This is a genomic window from Apilactobacillus intestinapis (genome assembly GCF_049166695.1).
Lineage (GTDB): Bacteria > Bacillota > Bacilli > Lactobacillales > Lactobacillaceae > Apilactobacillus > Apilactobacillus kunkeei_C.
In genome coordinates this window covers 14677-33600 of record NZ_JBMHFD010000010.1, presented here as the reverse complement: position 1 = coordinate 33600, position 18924 = coordinate 14677, and the positions used below count along the sequence as shown (strand labels likewise).

19 protein-coding genes are annotated in these 18924 nt (G+C 37.6%); 5 read left to right on the top strand and 14 right to left on the bottom strand.

Going from position 1 to position 18924, the window contains the following annotated elements; genetic code table 11:
* Nucleotides 1–10 precede the first annotated feature (10 nt).
* On the bottom strand, nucleotides 11–568 hold the full coding sequence (gene pth / locus ACOMA7_RS06325; RefSeq protein WP_041152427.1) for an aminoacyl-tRNA hydrolase: 558 nt from the start codon (nucleotides 566–568) through the stop codon (nucleotides 11–13).
* Between the two features lie 190 nt (nucleotides 569–758).
* Between pth and ACOMA7_RS06320 the strand changes: the two genes are divergently transcribed.
* Together ACOMA7_RS06320 and cbpA are read left to right on the top strand one after the other, a co-directional pair.
* Complete coding sequence (locus ACOMA7_RS06320; protein ID WP_421392719.1) at nucleotides 759–1709, top strand: L-lactate dehydrogenase; 951 nt, start codon at nucleotides 759–761, stop codon at nucleotides 1707–1709.
* Between the two features lie 151 nt (nucleotides 1710–1860).
* Nucleotides 1861–2502, top strand: coding sequence for a cyclic di-AMP binding protein CbpA (cbpA, locus tag ACOMA7_RS06315; protein ID WP_053792474.1), 642 nt, complete (start codon nucleotides 1861–1863; stop codon nucleotides 2500–2502).
* A gap of 57 nt (nucleotides 2503–2559) precedes the next feature.
* Here the strand turns inward: cbpA and ACOMA7_RS06310 are convergent, their stop codons facing one another.
* The 4 genes from ACOMA7_RS06310 to ACOMA7_RS06295 form a co-directional block, all read right to left on the bottom strand.
* Nucleotides 2560–2913 carry a type II toxin-antitoxin system PemK/MazF family toxin gene (locus tag ACOMA7_RS06310; RefSeq protein ID WP_034532478.1) on the bottom strand — a complete coding sequence of 118 codons (354 nt, stop codon included), beginning with the start codon at nucleotides 2911–2913 and terminating at the stop codon, nucleotides 2560–2562.
* Nucleotides 2914–3228: 315 nt separating this feature from the next.
* Nucleotides 3229–4347, bottom strand: a complete 1119-nt coding sequence (gene alr / locus ACOMA7_RS06305; protein WP_421392715.1) for an alanine racemase — start codon at nucleotides 4345–4347, stop codon at nucleotides 3229–3231.
* 100 nt (nucleotides 4348–4447) lie between these two features.
* Nucleotides 4448–5956, bottom strand: coding sequence for a degradosome RNA helicase CshA (gene cshA / locus ACOMA7_RS06300; RefSeq protein WP_421392712.1), 1509 nt, complete (start codon nucleotides 5954–5956; stop codon nucleotides 4448–4450).
* A 168-nt stretch (nucleotides 5957–6124) separates the two neighbouring features.
* A complete protein-coding gene (locus tag ACOMA7_RS06295; protein WP_041152431.1) occupies nucleotides 6125–7495 on the bottom strand; it encodes a UDP-N-acetylmuramoyl-tripeptide--D-alanyl-D-alanine ligase in 1371 nt (456 codons plus the stop codon).
* Nucleotides 7496–7696: 201 nt separating this feature from the next.
* Between ACOMA7_RS06295 and ACOMA7_RS06290 the strand changes: the two genes are divergently transcribed.
* Nucleotides 7697–8158 carry a low molecular weight protein-tyrosine-phosphatase gene (locus tag ACOMA7_RS06290; protein ID WP_041152432.1) on the top strand — a complete coding sequence of 154 codons (462 nt, stop codon included), beginning with the start codon at nucleotides 7697–7699 and terminating at the stop codon, nucleotides 8156–8158.
* Between the two features lie 41 nt (nucleotides 8159–8199).
* Here ACOMA7_RS06290 and ACOMA7_RS06285 read toward each other — a convergent pair whose 3' ends face one another.
* The 5 genes from ACOMA7_RS06285 to ACOMA7_RS06265 all read right to left on the bottom strand — a co-directional run bounded on the left by ACOMA7_RS06285 (nucleotide 8200) and on the right by ACOMA7_RS06265 (nucleotide 12856).
* Nucleotides 8200–8445: a type B 50S ribosomal protein L31 gene (locus tag ACOMA7_RS06285; protein WP_034534394.1), complete on the bottom strand. Its 246-nt coding sequence runs from the start codon at nucleotides 8443–8445 to the stop codon at nucleotides 8200–8202.
* Between the two features lie 102 nt (nucleotides 8446–8547).
* Nucleotides 8548–9822 (bottom strand): UDP-N-acetylglucosamine 1-carboxyvinyltransferase, encoded by a 1275-nt coding sequence (locus ACOMA7_RS06280; protein WP_421392707.1) that lies wholly within the window; start codon nucleotides 9820–9822, stop codon nucleotides 8548–8550.
* Between the two features lie 163 nt (nucleotides 9823–9985).
* Nucleotides 9986–11602, bottom strand: a complete 1617-nt coding sequence (locus ACOMA7_RS06275) for a CTP synthase (RefSeq protein ID WP_034532471.1) — start codon at nucleotides 11600–11602, stop codon at nucleotides 9986–9988.
* A gap of 188 nt (nucleotides 11603–11790) precedes the next feature.
* Nucleotides 11791–12327 carry a DNA-directed RNA polymerase subunit delta gene (rpoE, locus tag ACOMA7_RS06270; RefSeq protein ID WP_373301492.1) on the bottom strand — a complete coding sequence of 179 codons (537 nt, stop codon included), beginning with the start codon at nucleotides 12325–12327 and terminating at the stop codon, nucleotides 11791–11793.
* Nucleotides 12328–12415: 88 nt separating this feature from the next.
* Nucleotides 12416–12856 (bottom strand): YwiB family protein, encoded by a 441-nt coding sequence (locus tag ACOMA7_RS06265; RefSeq protein ID WP_051592206.1) that lies wholly within the window; start codon nucleotides 12854–12856, stop codon nucleotides 12416–12418.
* A 163-nt stretch (nucleotides 12857–13019) separates the two neighbouring features.
* Here ACOMA7_RS06265 and ACOMA7_RS06260 point away from each other — a divergent pair, with 163 nt between their 5' ends.
* Together ACOMA7_RS06260 and yidA are read left to right on the top strand one after the other, a co-directional pair.
* The gene (locus ACOMA7_RS06260) at nucleotides 13020–14366 is read left to right on the top strand and encodes an HD domain-containing protein (RefSeq protein ID WP_301945694.1); all 1347 of its coding nucleotides are present in this window, start codon (nucleotides 13020–13022) and stop codon (nucleotides 14364–14366) included.
* A 13-nt stretch (nucleotides 14367–14379) separates the two neighbouring features.
* Nucleotides 14380–15192: a sugar-phosphatase gene (yidA, locus tag ACOMA7_RS06255; RefSeq protein ID WP_054607921.1), complete on the top strand. Its 813-nt coding sequence runs from the start codon at nucleotides 14380–14382 to the stop codon at nucleotides 15190–15192.
* A 47-nt stretch (nucleotides 15193–15239) separates the two neighbouring features.
* On the opposite strand, the gene ACOMA7_RS06250 is transcribed toward yidA, so the two are convergent.
* The 4 genes from ACOMA7_RS06250 to purR form a co-directional block, all read right to left on the bottom strand.
* Entirely contained in the window at nucleotides 15240–15590 is a 351-nt protein-coding gene (locus ACOMA7_RS06250) for a DUF3899 domain-containing protein (RefSeq protein ID WP_054607920.1), read from the bottom strand.
* A complete protein-coding gene (locus ACOMA7_RS06245; RefSeq protein ID WP_034532467.1) occupies nucleotides 15590–16570 on the bottom strand; it encodes a ribose-phosphate diphosphokinase in 981 nt (326 codons plus the stop codon). The genes ACOMA7_RS06250 and ACOMA7_RS06245 overlap by 1 nt, the downstream gene beginning before the upstream one ends.
* Before the next feature lie 133 nt (nucleotides 16571–16703).
* Nucleotides 16704–18077 (bottom strand): bifunctional UDP-N-acetylglucosamine diphosphorylase/glucosamine-1-phosphate N-acetyltransferase GlmU, encoded by a 1374-nt coding sequence (glmU, locus tag ACOMA7_RS06240; RefSeq protein ID WP_301945695.1) that lies wholly within the window; start codon nucleotides 18075–18077, stop codon nucleotides 16704–16706.
* Nucleotides 18077–18922 (bottom strand): pur operon repressor, encoded by an 846-nt coding sequence (gene purR / locus ACOMA7_RS06235; protein WP_054607918.1) that lies wholly within the window; start codon nucleotides 18920–18922, stop codon nucleotides 18077–18079. The genes glmU and purR overlap by 1 nt, the downstream gene beginning before the upstream one ends.
* Nucleotides 18923–18924: the final 2 nt, after the last annotated feature.

Here is an 18924-nt window from a genome sequence, read left to right as displayed (position 1 = left end):
CCTCTAAATATTAGTTGTACTTGTTTTCTAGCTTGTTGAATTCTTCCCCATTGATAAATTCTTCTAGCGCTGAAACACTGTTGTCAATTGCTTGGTTTAATCCTGGTTTTTGGTCGTCTGTAAAGTGACCTAATACATAGTTAACGACGCTTTCCTTAGTTGGGTGGTCTGTTCCCACCTTGATACGGTTAAACTTGTCGGTGCCTAAATGAGCAATTAAACTCTTAATTCCATTGTGACCACCGGCTGATCCGTGGTTTCTCAATCTGATTTTGCCGATTGGTAAATCCATATCATCATATATTACTATTAAATCGCTTAAATCTAACTTAAAGAACTTCATTAAAGGTCCAACTGAACGACCTGATTCGTTCATAAATGTTAGTGGTTCGACTAACATAACCTTTTCACCATTAATGTTAGTTGATCCAATCTTTGCTTCCATCTTTTGTGTTGATAGCTCCACTCCATGCTTATCTGCAAAATCGTCTACTACCATAAAACCAGTGTTGTGTCTGGTTTCCTTATATTGTGGTCCCACGTTTCCTAATCCCACAATCATCTTCATAAAAAATCCGCTCCTTTTTTCGCTCAATTAATATGTAAATTATATCATAGTATGCAATCCGATATTTATCCCGTCGCTTATAGAAATATAGAAAACTATTCGTTTTTTTAGCGCTTTGTAATTACTAATTTCCAAATTAATGATATAATTCAGTTGTAGATTTAAATATGTTTTTGAAGGGATGATTATTGTGGCTTTAAAACATCAAAAAGTTGTTTTAGTTGGTGACGGTGCCGTTGGTTCTTCATACGCATTTGCTATGATGCAACAAGGACTAGGCGAAGAATTCGTCATCGTTGATATTATTAGAGATCGTATCGAAGGAGACGCACTTGACTTAGAAGATGCTCAAGTATTTACTGCTCCTAAGAACATTTACGCTGGTGACTACAGTGACTGTGCAGATGCTGACTTAGTTGTTATCACTGCCGGTGCACCTCAAAAACCAGGTGAAACTAGACTAGATCTAGTTGGAAAGAACCTAAAGATTCTTTCATCAATCGTTCCTGAAGTTGTTAAGTCAGGATTTAAGGGTATTTTCTTAGTTGCTGCTAACCCAGTTGACATCTTAACTTACGGTGTTCAAAAACTTTCAGGTTGGCCAAAGGAAAAGGTTGTAGGTTCAGGTACTTCATTGGACACTACACGTTTCCAAGTTGCTGTTGCTAAGAAGTTAGGTGTTAACCCTGCTGACATTAACGCCTACATCATGGGTGAACATGGTGACTCAGAATTTGCTGCTATTGACGAAGCAACTGTTGGTTCACGTCCTCTATTAGACGTAGCTAAAGATGCTGGCGTAAGCAAAGATGACTTACTACAATTAGAAGATGAAACTAGAAACAAGGCATACACAATCATCAACAAGAAAGGCGCTACTTTCTACGGTGTTGCTACTGCCCTAATGAGAATTTCACGTGCTATTTTACGTGACGAAAACTCAGTACTACCTGTTGGTGCTCCAGTTAACGGTGAATATGGTTTAAGCGATATCTACATCGGTACTCCAGCTGTTGTTAACGCATCAGGTATTAATCAAGTTATCGAAGTTCCTCTAAGTGATGAAGAAAAGGCTAAGATGGAAGCTTCAGGTAAGACCTTAAAGGAAACTGCCGAAAAAGGTATGGAAGCTTTAAAATAATCGATCAACTTGATTAGATATTAAGTCGAGGCGCACTTTGCTCCCCGGCTTTTTATTTTGGGCAATTATTGATTTATCGCCACAAAGTCATCAATTTATGTTAAAATTAGATTATGAGAAAAATTCTAATAATTAAAAAGGAGGTTATGTTATGCTATTGAAGTCATTGGTTAAACCTAAAGGCAGTTTAGTTACCGTTTCAGAAAACGTTTCATTAGAACAAGCTCTTGAAACGTTGGAAGAATCTGGTTACAGATGTATTCCTATCTTAGACGAAACTGGAACAATCTTTAGAGGTAACATCTATAAGATGCATATCTACCGTCATAAAGCTAACGGTGGTGATATGTCTCAACCTGTTACCACATTATTAAAGAATGCCACTAAGTTCATCAATGTTAATTCAGCCTTCTTCCACATTTTCTTTTCGATTAAGGATTTACCTTATATCGCTGTATTGGATGATAATAATCGTTTCTACGGTATCTTGACCCACACCCGTTTATTGGACATGCTTTCACAATCATGGAACGTAAACGTTGGCAGCTATGTTCTTACAGTTCTAGCTCCTGGTAACCGTGGTGATCTAGAATCAATGTCTAGAATCATTACCAAATACACTGCAATTGCCAGTGTTATCAGTTTAGACGGTCAAGAAGGTGAATTGGTACATAGAGTTATGTTCACCCTTCCCGAAGAGGTAGATAAGAAATTGTTAAAACGAATCACTGCTGCATTAGAACGTAAAGGTTTTAAGATTGCAGAGATTGAAGATTTAGCGGACGAGAAATAACATTATCGAAACAAAAAAGGATGCGAATTAAATTCGCATCCTTTTTTTATGTATGTTTTACTGTACACCAATACTTAATTTCAATGACTCGTCCACTCGTTTCATAAACTTATCACTTAAGTGATCTACTCGATCATGTAATCGTTGTTTATCAATAGTTCTAATTTGTTCTAATAGGATAACTGAATCTTTTTCGATTCGGGTCTTATCAGCACTAATAGCTACGTGAGTAGGCATCTTTGGCTTTGAAATTCTAGCAGTAATTGCGGCAACAATCACGGTAGGACTGTAGTGATTCCCGATATTGTTTTGGATGATTAATACCGGTCTCATTCCCCCCTGTTCGGAACCAACAACTGGTGATAGGTCAGCATAAAAAACGTCGCCACGTTTAATTTCAACGTTAGCCATTCTAACATCCCCTATCTATAATGAATTCATCTGAATTCTGAAAACGTAATGTGATGCACACTTGAGGGTTCACAAAAAGTGAATTCCTTTGAAATAGCACAATTGATATCGGTCATCTCAGTGTACCCCGCAATTAAATTTTTGACTATCAAATAATCGTTAAAACATGGATTAACCACAATCCTAGTATGTGTATCAATGGTAACGTTCATTCTAGGATGTGATATTTTTGCTTCGTTACTTGATGTAGCTGTGCTTAGAAGTGAATAAACATATCGATTCTTAGATTGCATTTATTAATCCTCTTAAAACGGGTTATTCTACCACAATGCGTGGTAGTCTATCAGTGAATAAGCAAGCCACTTCATAATGAATTGTATCACAATATGACGCAATGTCTTGTAAAGTAATCTTTTCTTTACCGTCTTGACCCACAATTGTAACTTTTGTGCCTGGCTTCACTGGTTCGTCTAGTTTAATCATTAATTGATCCATGCAAACACGACCAACAATTGGGCAGAACTTGCCGTTCACCAATAGTGAGAAGCCTTGTAATGCTCGCACAATTCCATCTGCATAACCAACTGGAACTGTGGCAATCCATTCAGGTTGCTTTGATGTGTATGTCGCGCCATATCCAACTGAACGACCTGTATCAATTTTCTTACAGTAGACAACTTCTGTTGTTAAACTAAGTGCTGGTTTTAATTCATATGGTAAGTCTAGTTCCCCACCGGATGGATTCAAACCATAACCAGCAACACCAAATCTGATCATGTTGCAATTAAATTCACTATGCCACAAGCTAGTAGCTGAATTAGACACATGTACATATTTAGGCAATGTATCTATAACTGAAATTAAATCATTAAATCGTTCAACTTGCAAATCAAAATACTTTACGTTATGTGTGTCAGCGGTTGAGAAGTGTGTAAAAATCCCCTCAAAGTTCAATTTATCGGATTGATTCAAGAAATCCACCGCTTCTTTAAGTGAATCTTTGTCTTGGAAACCAATTCTACCCATTCCAGTATCCAAACCGATATGAACATTTAGTTTTGGTAGATCTTTTTGAGCTAATTGTTCATCGGCTGCTCTTAACCAATCAATGGATGAGACAGTGGCTGAAATGTTTCTTTCTGCCATTAATGATGCATGTTCTACATCAGTGATTCCTAACACTAGGATTGGTTCGTCAAAACCAGCATCCCTTAGTTGTAATGCTTCATCTAAAATGGCCACACAAAAGCCATCGGCGCCAGCCTTCTTCGCTTCGTGTGCTACTGCGACCGCCCCGTGGCCATATCCATTGGCCTTTACCACCATGAATAAGTATTCGTTATTTGTCAAACGTTTCTTTTCGTTACTAATATTATGATATAAAGCACTCTTACTAATTAGTATTTGTGCATTTCTATGAGTTCCTACTACCATATTAATCTTTCCTCCAATTAATAATGGGCATTTCCTTTTATTGTAGTTCTTTATGTAAAAAAAAGCTATTGACAAATTTTCATATCAACAGCTTTTTTTATTAATCTTTGTTTTTAATTGTAAATGACTTGTTTGGGCGTTTGTGGTTTGATGAACGGTTACCCTTCTTGTGATCATCACGGTGGTTGCCACAGCCATTACCATTGTAACGACGACGGTTACCACCACGTTTGAAGCCGCCACGACGGTTACCACCGCCACGGTGATATCCACCACCATGACCGCGCTTGTTCTTGTTAGGAAGTGGCTTTTCAGCAGTGATGTGAACCTTAACTTGGTTTCTAGTCATCTTGCTTAATAGCACTGATACTAATTCCTTAGCATCGTATTTTTCTAACAATTCATCAGAAGCTTCTGAGAATGGTTCCATCTTAGTCTTTTCAATTAATGAACCAATTTCCTTAGTGGCTACTTCTAGTTGACCCTTCAATGCTTCATCAGCTGAAGGTGGCTTAAGAGGTAACATTCTAACCTTAGTTAGCTTTTCAATGTCTCTTAAGTAACTAGTTTCGTTTGGTTCAACAAAAGTCATTGAAACACCATGACGTCCGGCACGACCGGTACGACCAATTCTGTGAACGTAACTTTCTGAATCTTGAGGGATATCGTAGTTGTATACGTGAGTAACACTTGAGATATCAATACCTCTAGCAGCAACGTCGGTTGCAACTAAAACGTCAACCTTGTCATGCTTAAAGTCCTTCATGATTTGTGAACGACGGTTTTGAGTTAAGTCACCATGAATTCCTGCTGCACGGTATCCGCGTAGTAGAAGTCCCTTAGAAACTTCGTCAACACGACGCTTAGTACGACAGAATACGATAGTTACCTTAGGTGCTTGGATATCAAAGAATCTAGTCATGATATCAAACTTTTCAAATTGTTTTACTCTGATGTAGTATTGATCAACTAAATCAGTAGTTAATTCTTTAGCCTTGATAGTAACTTGTTGAGGGTCCTTCATGAATTGAACACCAACACGTTTGATTTGTGGTGGCATAGTTGCAGAGAATAACAATGTTTGTCTTTCTTCTGGAACTTGTTTTACGATACTTTCAATATCATCTAGGAATCCCATGTCCAACATGTCATCGGCTTCATCTAGAACCAATGTCTTAACATGGTCTAATTTTAATGTACGTCTGTTGATATGATCCAATAAACGTCCAGGAGTACCCACAACAACTTGTGGTTTACGCTTTAAGCTTTGGATTTGTCTTCTGATGTCAGAACCACCAAAAACTGATACAGCCTTAACGCCCTTTTCTTTTCCAAAACGACTAATTTCGCCTTGAGTTTGAATAGCTAATTCACGAGTTGGTGAAATAACTAATGCTTGCACGTTTGGATTGTCTAAATCAACGTGTTCAATAATAGGAAGAGCAAAAGCAGCTGTCTTACCTGTACCTGTTTGTGCTTGTCCTAAAACATCCTTACCTTGTAGGGATAAAGGAATTGTTTCTGCTTGGATTGGAGTGGCTTCCTTAAAACCCTTGTCTTCAATCGCTTTTAATAGATCTTCTGAAAGACCTAATTCTCTAAACTTCAAATATGTTTCCTCCTAAACGAAACATTCAATATAATACCGTCATTAGCTAAGGAAGAGTCCGTTCCCGTTAATGCGCTAATCACTTGATTATAAAAATTCCGTGTTCTAAAAAATGTAACTAGACTAATATAACCCTTTTGGGTCAAATTAGCAAATGAATTACCTATATTAATTTGTTAGTTTATCTAATAGTTTTTCTAAATGAATTCCGTGACTAGCTTTTAATAGTACTTGGTCACCTTCATAAATTTCTGCATTTAATTGGTCGTATAAATCATCCAATTGGTCTGCCTTAAAGTAGAAAAGATTTTCTGATGGATAAACTGAGCTTAGCTTGTCGTACAAGTACTTCATATCAGGACCAATTAAGTACACGCTTTGGACTTCTTTTGGATCTAATACTTCGGCTAGTGATTCGTGCAATTTAATTGATTGATCACCTAATTCCAACATATCACCTAAAACGGCAATTTTACGGCCATCAATCTTTTCTTGAGTAAATGCGTTCACTACTTCTTTAACAGCAGTAGGATTTGAATTATAAACGTCTGAAAGGATCATTTCGTGTTTACTTCCTTCAATCCATTCAGTACGGTTATTAGTCAAATTAACATTCAATAATGCCTTTTGGATGTTTTCTTCTCTGATCCTGTATAAGTCACCGATGGTGATGGCTACCAATGCATTGTTAACGTTGTATTCACCAATCATTGGAATCTTGAATTCAACATCTGAGTACTTATTAACCTTAAATGTGGTTTGCACTTCTGTTCCAGCAATGTCATAAGCATAAAAGTCATTATCTTCAGACAACCCAAAAGTACGTTTGAATGGTAATGATTCACTGCGACTTGCTAATAGTGGTTCGTCACCGTTATAAACAAAAATACCATCTTCTTTTAGTCCGTTGACGATTTCCATCTTGGCATCGGCAATCTTGTCGCGAGTACCAAAGAATTCAATGTGGGCTTCACCAATCATTGTAATTGCAGCAACATCTGGTTCAACTAAGTGACTCAAGAAGTCTAGTTGACCTGGACGATCCATTCCCATTTCAACAACCAATACTTCTGTGTTTGGTTCCATATCCAAAATGGTCATTGGCACACCAATTTCGTTATTGAAGTTGGCATGAGTCTTAGTAACATTGAATTGAGTGGATAATACTGAAGCCACCATATCCTTGGTAGTAGTCTTTCCATTACTTCCAGTGATTGCGACAACCTTAGGATTAATCTTTGCCAAGTAGTATTGGCTCAATCTTTGTAGTGCTTCTAATGTATTATCTACAACGATAATTGGAAAATCTGTTGGAGCATTTTCGTGGTCTTTTTGCCAGAAAGTTGCTACGGCACCATTATCAATTGCACTTTGAATGTAGTCGTGACCATCGTTTTGACTAACAAGTGGCACAAATAGTGCCCCGTCTGTTAGTTCCCTGCTATCAAAAGCAACACTAGTAATATCAATATCTTCATATTCGCTAATATCGTTTTGCGCAGAAACTGCACGAGCAACTTCTGTAAGTGACATTTTCATATCTAATAAATCTCCATTTCATCAGTTCGATAAGTGTTACACATATTATAACATGAAACGAGAAATTATTTTAAACCCGTTTTGTCAATCCATTATGAGACAATCCTTTGTTTTTAATGAGGTCTTATAAAAACTATTAACTAATTGTCAAAACACTGTTAATATGTTTAATAGATAATAATTAATGGGGACGTGACTACTTTGAAAAAAGTCTTATTTGTGTGCCATGGAAACGTTTGTCGTTCTGCAATGGCTCAGGCCATTTTTAGCAAGATCGTAAAAGAGCGTGGATTGGAAAATGAAATCGCAGTTGATTCAGCTGCGACAAGTACCGAGGAAATCGGTAATCCACCGCACCCAGAAGTTCGTAAATTGTTGGACCGAAAAAAAATTAGCTATGCGGGTCAACATTCAAGACAAATCGAATCATCTGATTTCCAAAAATATGATTTAATCATTGGAATGGATTACGAAAACATGAACAACCTGCTTCACTGGGCACCTAAGGACCAAGCCCACAAGATTCATCTTTGCTTAGATGTTATCGATGGAATGCAAGGTAAAGAAATCGCAGATCCTTGGTATACCGGTAACTTTAATTTAACCTTTGATCAAATTAACGAAGCGATGCCAAAATGGATTGACTATGTGTTAAATATGTAAAAAAAAGACATATCCGAAACGGATATGTCTTTTTTTTATCTTTACTTGAAACCGTATTTCTTGTTGAAACGATCCACAGCACCATCGGCTTGAGTGAACTTTTCACGGCCAGTGTAGAATGGATGAGAATCTGAAGAAATTTCAAGACGTACTAATGGGTATTCATTACCATCATCCATAGTGATAGTTTCAGCTGAGTTCATAGTTGAACCAGCCATGAATTTAAAACCAGTACTTGTATCTTGGAATACCACTTGGTGGTATTCTGGATGAATTCCTTGTTTCATTATAAATCGCTCCTTTGCCCTGTATCATATGTTGATTCAGAGATTATCGTTTAGTCGACTTGATTATAGTAACACTAAATAGAAGTTAATTCAACACGAAAATTAACTTTCGTCGTTAACTAATTCAACGACAGCATTTAGATTACTTAGCTTATCAATGATGTTGTCATAGCCACGTAAAATGTTGTCTGCGTTATCAATCACAGTGGTTCCTTGTGCCATTAAACCGGCAATCATTTCTGATGCTCCGGCACGAATTTCCCCTGCTTCAATCTTCGAACCAACAAGTGCGTCAGTATGACTTACGATGATGGTACCGTTACCTTCATCGTATCTAATCTTGGCTCCCATCTTCTTTAATTCGGAGATGTGCTTGGTTCTCTTTGGATAAATAGTGTCAATGATTGTACTATCACCAGCAGCCATTAGTAGTAGTGGCGTAATTGGTTGTTGTAAATCAGTGGCAAATCCAGGATATGGCATTGTCTTAATTTCGATGTTTTTAAGTTCTTCTGTCTTTGGAACGTAGATACTATCTTCATTAATTTGTAGATCAATACCCATTTCTTGTAACTTGGCAATAAATGATTCCAAATGTTCTGGAATCACGTTTTGAATCTTCACACCGTCACCATATGCGGCAGCCATGGATAGGTATGTACCTGCTTCGATTCTGTCAGGGATAATGATGTGAGTGTTCTTAGCACGAAGTGATTCAACCCCTTCGATTCTAATCACATCTGTACCGGCTCCCCTAACCTTGGCACCCATGTTATTCAAGAATGTAACGACATCAATAATTTCTGGTTCCTTGGCAGCATTTCTGATGACAGTTGAACCCTTTGCTTTAACGGCAGCTAAAATAGCGTTGATGGTTGCCCCCACTGACACAACATCTAAAAAGATTTGTGCTCCGTGTAAACCATCTTCGTTGGTTGTGATGATGATTTCATCCCCATCATTTTCAACCTTTGCCCCCATTGCTTCGAAGGCCTTGATGTGTTGGTCAATTGGTCTAGGACCGATGTTATCTCCACCAGGGAAAGTAATCTTAGCACGACCAAAGCGTCCTAATAGTGCTCCCATGAAGTAGTATGATGCTCTTAAACTTTTAATTGCCTTACTTGGTAAGGCACTTTCATTTATTGTTGTTGGGTCGACGTTTAATATTCCATCGGCAAAATCTGATGAGACATTCATTGATTCCAAAATCACCATTAGATTGTGTACATCTAAGATGTTTGGCACCATGTCGAATTGCACTGGTGTGTCAGCTAAGATAGCTGCTGGGATTAATGCAACAGTACTATTTTTAGCTCCACCAATGGTTACGTTACCAGATAAACGATGGCCACCCTTTATTATCATTTTATTCATTGTTTAAATTCCTCGCTTACAGTTTCACTAAATAATAGTGAACAATAACAATATTAAATAATAAATATTAAAAATACAATAGTTTCAGCTAAATTAAACATACATTTAATAAAAACAACAAAAAAAGGCCGGAAAAATTTCCTGGCCTTTTCTGTAAAACATATTATTTGTTGTTTTCTTCATGTTGTTCGTGTGCAGCTGCAACGAATGCCTTGAATAATCCTTCAGGTCTTGTTGGACGTGATAGGAATTCTGGGTGGTATTGAGCAGCAACGAAGAACTTGTTAGTAGGAATTTCAACAACTTCTACCAAGTGATCATCTGGAGAAGTACCGGCAATAACTAGACCGTGAGCCTCCATTTCTTCTCTGTATTCGTTGTTGTATTCGTAACGGTGTCTGTGACGTTCTGAAATTTCAGCCTTGTTACCGTAAGCTGCAGCAGTTACAGTACCAGGTTTTAGCTTACATGGGTAAGCACCTAGACGTTGAGTACCACCCATACCATCGATATCAGCTTGGTCAGCCATTAAGTCAATGATCTTGTGTGGAGTTTCTGGGTCAATTTCAGTAGTGTTAGCATCTTTGTAACCTAATACATCACGAGCAAATTCGATACTTGCAATTTGCATACCTAAACATACACCTAGATAAGGAACGTCGTTTTCACGAGCGTACTTAACTGCAGTAATCATACCTTCGATACCACGGTCACCGAAACCACCAGGAACGATAATACCGTCAGCATCGCCAAGTAATTCTTCAACGTTATCTTCAGTAACTAGTTCTGAATTTAACATCTTTAGGTTAATCTTTGCATCAACTGGGTAACCAGCATGACGTAATGATTCAGTAATTGAAATGTAAGCATCCTTTAGTTTTACGTATTTACCAACTAAAGTAATGTTAACAACATTCTTTAAGTTTTGTACTTTTTGTTCTAGTGCCTTCCATTCAGTCATGTCAGCCTTAGGAGCATCCATACCAAAGTGGTCAACAACTTGTTGATCCATACCTTGAGCTTCTAGCATCAATGGAACAGTGTAAAGTGTTGGAGCATCTTTTGATTCAACAACAGCTTCTGGCTTAACGTCACAGAATAGAGCAATCTTTCTCTTCATTGCATCAGTAACGTCTTGTTCAGTTCTAACAACTAATAGGTTTGGTTGGATACCTAAACCACGTAGTTCTTTAACTGAGTGTTGTGTTGGCTTAGTCTTCATTTCGCCAGCAGCACGTAAGTAAGGAATTAAAGTGGTGTGGATGTAGAATACATTTTCATCCCCTACTTCGCTCTTCATTTGACGAATAGCTTCTAGGAATGGTAGTGATTCGATATCACCAACAGTACCACCAATTTCAGTAATTACGATATCAGCATTTGATACCTTAGCTGCACGCATGATTTTTTCTTTAATCATACCAGTGATATGAGGAATAACTTGAACAGTTGCACCTAAGTAGTCACCGCGGCGTTCTTTTCTCAATACTTCTGAATAAATTTTACCAGTAGTTACATTTGAGTATTTATTTAAGTCATTATCAATAAAACGTTCATAGTGACCTAAATCAAGGTCAGTTTCAGTACCATCATTAGTAACAAACACTTCACCGTGTTGGTATGGGCTCATAGTACCTGGGTCGACGTTAACGTATGGATCAAACTTTTGAATAGTAATGTTGATTCCACGGTTTTTTAATAAACGTCCTAGTGATGCAGAAACAATTCCTTTTCCTAGTGAAGAAACAACCCCACCAGTAACAAAAACATATTTAGTCATGTGAAAAAACTCCTCATAAAATCTATTAGGGTAAAAATTAAAAACTCCCTATTCATTGAGAATAGGGAGTCATTGATTACTATAATCGATCAATTGTCCTTACAAAATCTTTTGTAAGGAGCCCAAAAATAATATTACATTGTTCTAGGTTTATAGTCAAGAAATATAATTATTATTTCTAAGAAAAATTAATCTTTAGAATCATCGTCGATGTCATCGTCATCATCGTGTAATTCTGACAATTCGCCTTCGATACCATCAGGGATGTTATCGTCGTCAACATCGTTCTCTTCGTCAATTTCATCTAAATCTTTGTGATACTTGTCGGTTTCGTCGACACCTTCATCGGCATCTTCAAATTCGTCGTCTTGGTCTTCTGGATCATCATCATCGTAATCGATAACGTCATCATCGTCAGAAGCATCAGCTAAGAATGCGTTAACCTTACGACGCTTTTTCTTTCTAGGACGATCGATATCTTCGTCTTCAGGATGAACTGTAGCTTCATCGATTGAATCATATGGATACCAAGTTCTTAGTCCCCAAAGATTATCACCTAAAGAAATAAAACTACCATCAACGTTCATATCTGTGTAGAACTGTACCAATCGTTTACGAATTTCTTCATCAGAATCACCCAAGTATTTTTGGATTTCGTTGGCGATATCAGCAAAGGCCATTACTTCCCCACGTTCAGAAAGAATTGCGTGAGCAACTTCGACCATTGATAATTCTTTTTTGTCTTTACCTTCTAAGGCTTGTAATTTCAAATCGGTGCACGTCCTTTCAAAATACTATTAATATCATACCTTTTTAAGCAGAAAATTGCAATGTAAGATTATATTCTCCTACAATCATTCCGCCAGAATGTAATTCATAGTCAATTCCAAGTTTACCATTCATTATATCTTCATTATAATCGTAGTTTAACTCTTTTGTTTTGACCAAAATTTTTATTGGACCATACTCAGTTTGGTAAATTGTGTCGTGATCTTTGTTTTCGTCAAAAATCATTCTAGAGTGATGTCCACCATTGGCTTGGCGAGTTAATTGAACATGTTCATCGGTGATTTTCAAAGTAACGTTTGCTACCGCTTGATTATCTTGATGTTCGGTGAAGCGAAGGTATAGGCCGTTGTTCATTTGAACCAGGCTACCCACTTCTTCAAATATAAAGTCTTCGCGCTCTGCATCTTGGAAAATAGTTGTCTTTAAGTTCACAACAACCTTTTGAGCATTTTCATTTTTATCCATCACACTGACTCACCTTCCCTCATTTCATATATCACAAACTAATATTATATACGGACATGTCCATAAATGCATTAATTAATGGTCGGAAAATTAATTATTTCGTTTAAAACTTTGTTATAATAAGCATAAATAACTTATATATAAATAGTAAGGAGGTAAGAATTTGGAATACCAAGAAAAACTACTACCTCGAGAAAAGGTTTTTCGAGATCCGGTTCTTAACTACATTTACGTACAACACCAAGTCATCTTAGACTTGATTAATACTAAAGAATTCCAACGATTAAGACGAATAAAACAATTAGGTCCTGCTTCATACACATTCCATGGTGCAGAACATTCGAGATTCACCCACAGTTTAGGAGTGTACGAAATCACCCGTCGCATCTGTGATGGTTTCCTTAGAAACTATCCTAGCAAAGTTGATGGAGATGGCCTTTGGGATGACTCTCAAAGATTAGTTGCACTATGTGCAGCATTGCTTCATGACATCGGACACGGTGCTTACTCACATACATTTGAACACATCTTTGGTACCAATCACGAAGCAATCACCCAAGAAATCATCACTTCTGAAAAGACCGAGGTTAACCAAGTATTAAGCAAGATTAGCCCTAGTTTTCCAAAGGAAGTTGCTAGCGTAATCGACCATACTTATCCAAACCAACAAGTCGTTCAAATGATTTCTAGTCAATGTGACGCCGATAGAATGGATTACCTACTAAGGGATGCGTACAACACCGGTGCCAACTACGGTAACTTTGACTTAACTAGAATCTTACGTGTGATGAGACCTTACGAAGGTGGTATCTGTTTTGAAATCAATGGGATGCATGCCGTTGAAGACTACATCATCTCTCGTTTGCAAATGTACATGCAAGTGTACTTCCATCCAGTATCACGTTCTATGGAAGTTATCCTAAGTCACCTACTTCAAAGAGCCAAGGAACTAGCGAGTCAATTGGATAAAAATGACCGCCTAACTCCACATCTATTAATGCCATTCTTCAAGAACGACTTTACTATCGATGACTATTTGAAACTAGATGACGGTGTTCTAAACACCTACTTCATTAACTGGATTGATTCAGACGACAAGATTCTATCTGATTTAGCCGATCGTTTTATTAACAGAAAGCCACTTAAATCTGTAGAATACAATAATGAAACTGAATCATTGATTCCAACCATGCAAAAATGGATTCAAGAAGCTGGTTTCGAAACCACCTACTACACCGCCGTTAACAACAGTTTTGATTTACCATATGATGCTTATGATCCAAACAAAAAACATCATGCTACGCAAATTGAACTTAGAAGAAACGATGGTACAATGATTGAACTATCAAAGATATCTCAACTAGTTAGTGCCGTTACTGGTAAGCACTTAGGTGATGAACGCTTCTTCTTCCCTAAGGAAATGTTATCTAAAGATAGTGACATCGATTTATTCGAACCAGTTTATCAAGAGTTTCAAAAACACATTAAAAACGATGAATTAATTAAGTAAGGAGGATTTCTCCATGAGTGAAATCAAATTAATCGCCATCGATATCGATGGTACCCTTTTAAACGAAGAAAACATTTTAGCTCAAGAAACAATCGATGCTGTTACTGAAGCCAGAAACAGCGGTGTCAAAGTTGTTCTATGTACTGGTCGTCCTTTGACTGGTGTTAAACCATACCTAAAGAAACTAAACATTTCTGGTAATGACGAATACGCCATTACTTTCAACGGTGCTCAAGTACAAGATGCAGATGCTAACATCATCGAAAAGTTTGATTTAGATTACAACGACTTCGTCGGACTAGAAAAACTAAGCCACAAGTTAAACACTAACTTCCAAATCGAAACTACCGACTATATCTACACCACTAACCGTGACCTAAGTCCATACAGTGTGGCTGAAAGTTATCTTGTGAGAATGCCAATTCGTGTTCGTGAACCACAAGAAATTACTGACGATACTGAAATCGTTAAGGCAATGCTAATCGCTGATCCAGATATCATCGATAAGGCTATTCCAAACATTCCAGAAAACTTCTTAGACCACCTAACAATGGTTAGAAGTGAACCCGTATTTCTAGAATTCGTTAACCAAAAGGCTTCAAAGGGTGCTGCCCTAAGCAAACTTGCTACTCGTTTAGGCTTCACCGCTGAAAACGTAATGGCAATCGGTGATCAAGGTAACGACATTAGCATGGTTACTTACGCAGGTACTGGTGTTGCCATGGGTAATGCTGCTGACGACTTAAAGAAAGTTGCCGACAAGGTTACTAAGACAAATAAGGAAAACGGTGTTGCATACGCCATTAGAAACTTTGCTTTAAAATAATCAATCATAAACAAAAAGAACTCGCTTCAATGAAGTGAGTTCTTTTTTTATAGTGTGATAATGATTGCAAACGCAATCCAGATAATTCCAATTATCAACGTTAACTGTGCAAATGGACGTACCACGATTTTGGCATTCTTAATGCCGCCAATTTTATCGGCCGGAATCTTTTCGTTTTCAAAACGTTCATCATCACCCTTACGGTGAAAAATACGCCATCCAGTGAAAAGATGTCCCTTGGATAATACTCCAATCAAGCCAATGACTGTGAATAGTAACCCTATCAAGAATAGATAGTTACTAATCGTAATAGCACTAACTTTAAACACCATTGCTATTAAAGCAACGACGATTCCAACTAACGCTATTAGCAGTCCTAATCTTTTTGGTTTATTCATTATTCTGCGTTACTTCTGAAACGGTTGCTGAATAATGGACTAACGGCACGATCTTCGTTAATACGCTTAATTGCGTCCCCAATTAATGGAGCAACTGAGATTTGTTCAATCTTATCAATTTGCTTTTCTTTTGGTAAGCGAATTGTATCAGTAACAACAAGCTTCTTGATTGGTGATTGTTGGATACGATCAATTGCAGGACCTGATAATACAGGGTGTGTACAACATGCGTATACTTCTTTAGCACCAGCATCCATCAATGCTTGAGCACCTAAAGTGATAGTACCAGCAGTATCAATCATGTCATCAACCATCAAGCATGACTTACCTTTAACATCACCAATGATGTTCATGATTTCAGCAACGTTTGCCTTAGGACGACGCTTGTCGATGATGGCAATTGGTGCCTTTAGGAATTCGGCCAATGCACGGGCACGAACTACACCACCATGGTCAGGTGAAACTACGACTGCGTTTGAGTCCCAGCCGTGGTTAATAAAGTGATCAGCTAATAGTGGTGCACCCATCATGTGATCAACTGGAACATCGAAGAAACCTTGGATTTGAGCAGCATGTAGGTCCAATGCAACTACACGGTCAATTCCAGCAGTTTCTAGCATGTTAGCAACTAGCTTTGCAGTAATTGGTTCTCTAGAACGAGCCTTACGGTCTTGTCTAGCGTAACCATAATATGGGATTACCACATTAATTGTCTTAGCACTTGCACGTCTAAGAGCATCAATCATAATCATTAATTCCATTAAATTATCATTAACGGGAGCTGATGTAGATTGAATGATATAACAGTTATCCCCACGGATACTTTCTTCAATGTTAATTCTAATTTCGCCATCGCTAAATCTGTCAACGGATGTTTCACCTAAATCAACACCAACACGATCAGCAATTTTTTCTGCCAAAGGAATGTTAGAGTTTAAAGCGAAAATCTTCAATTTAGGATCAGAATATCTTTCAGCCATAAGTCCTCCACCTAACAATAAATTCTATAATTCGTAACTATATTCTTAATTCACAGTTAATTTTACACTATAATTGATAATTTTTCATTCAAAAATTATACAAATAATAAATAAAATATCATTGGATTATCTCTTAATCAGCATATGGAAGCTTTTTGAAATATCCTGGTTTGTTGGTTTGACGTTGTCTTGCAATCGCCATATCGTATTGTTTTACGTCATCAGTAATAGTTGAACCAGCAGCGATAAATGTGTGGTCATCAATGTGTAATGGCGCAATCAAGTTAGCATTGCTTCCGATAAATGAGTTATCACCCACTTCGGTGTTGTGCTTGTTCTTACCATCGTAGTTAGCAAAGATAACACCACAACCAACGTTGATGTTCTTGCCTAGATGAGCGTTACCAACGTAAGTTAAGTGACCTACCTTAGTACCTTCATCAATTTGGGCCTTTTTAACTTCGACGAAGTTTCCAAGGTGAACATTTTCACCAATCTTAGCTTCTGGACGAAGATGTGAGTATGGTCCAATGTTTGAGCCTTCCATCATTTCTGATTCTTCAAGTAATGATGAAGTTACAGTAACGTTGTCATGAATGATGCAGTCTCTAATTTCTGAGTTAGCACCAATCTTACAGTCACTACCAATCTTGGTATGACCACTAATGTGAACACCAGGTTCTACGATTGTATCTTGACCAATTTCAACACCAAAGTCGATATATGTGTCATTAGGGTTTGGCATAGTAACACCGTTTGACATGTGGTATTCGTTAATGCGTTGTTGCATTACTTGGTTAGCCTTTGAAAGTGCAATACGATCGTTTACACCCATTGATTCATCAAAGTCCTTCATTTGGTAAGCACCAACGTTCTTACCTTCTTCTTTGAAGATACCAATAACGTCTGGTAGGTAGTATTCGCCTTGTGCGTTATCGTTTTTAACCTTCTTTAGAGCTTCGAATAATTCATGGTTATCGAAAACGTAAACACCAGTGTTGATTTCATCGATGTTTTGTTCGGCAACTGAGGCATCCTTTTGTTCAACAATCTTGTTAACATTACCCTTGTCATCTCTAACGATACGACCGTAACCAAATGGGTTAGGTGCTTTTGAAGTTAGTACAGTCGCAACTGCACCGCTTTCTTCGTGTTGAGTAAACAAGTGATTAAAAGTTTCAGCTGTAAATAATGGAGTATCTCCACTAACAACCATTGTTGATCCATCAACATCTTCTAGAATGTCGGCAGTCTTTTTAACTGCGTCCCCTGTTCCTAGTTGTTTTTCTTGTAATGCATATTGGCTTCTGTCACCTAGTTGAGTTTTAACGTCTTCTGCACCAAAACCAACAACAGTAACAATGTTATCCATATGAATTTTTTCAACTTGTGTTAATACACAATCAACCATTGTACGACCACAAACTTGATGCAAAACTTTGTATAGTTTTGACTTCATTCGCGTACCTTTACCGGCAGCTAAAATAATTGTATTTCTAGTCGTCATTATTCTTCCTCCTTGGTGACGTCGCTAAAGTTATCGTAGGTAAAATTACCTAAATCAACTTTAATATCACCGTTATTAGTATCAATCTTGAATAATGAAGTGTAATCATCTTCGCTAATCTTACGTTGGCCTTCGTAATCACGTTCGGCAACGAATGCAATTCCGGCAACTTCACTATCAAATTCTTTGATTAAACTACATAGTCCATCGGCTGATCCCCCACCACGTAGAAAATCATCTACGATTAAGACGTTGGAATTAGCAGGTAAACTACGTTTTGATAGAACCATCTTTTCGATTCTCTTTTGAGAACCAGAAATATAGTTCACACTGATAGTTGAACCATCAGTAATTCTAGAATCATGTCTAGCAATCACGAATGGAACGTTTAATAAGGTTGCAACACTTTGTGCAACCGGAATACCCTTAGTGGCAACAGTTAATACAGCATCAATCTTCTTGTGACTGTACAATGTCGCAATAATTCGACCAATTTGTCTCAAAATTGATGGACGGTTAAGTAGGTCGTTCATATATACGTATCCACCAGGTAAAACTCTTGAATTGTCAGCTAATGCTGATTGAACTTCGTCAATAAATTGACTAGCTTCTTGTTTTTGAATGCCGGGCATGAACATACTTCCACCAGCGGCACCGGGAATGGTTTCTAATACACCAGTTCCTGTTTCCATAAATGTTTTTCGTAAAATGGTTAGGTCTTCACTAATAGATGACTTAGCAGAATCATAACGATTTGCAAAAAAAGTCAATGGTACTACCGTATTAGGATTCTCCATTAAGTAGCGAGTCATATCTACTAGACGCGCACTACGCTTTGCTTTCATTC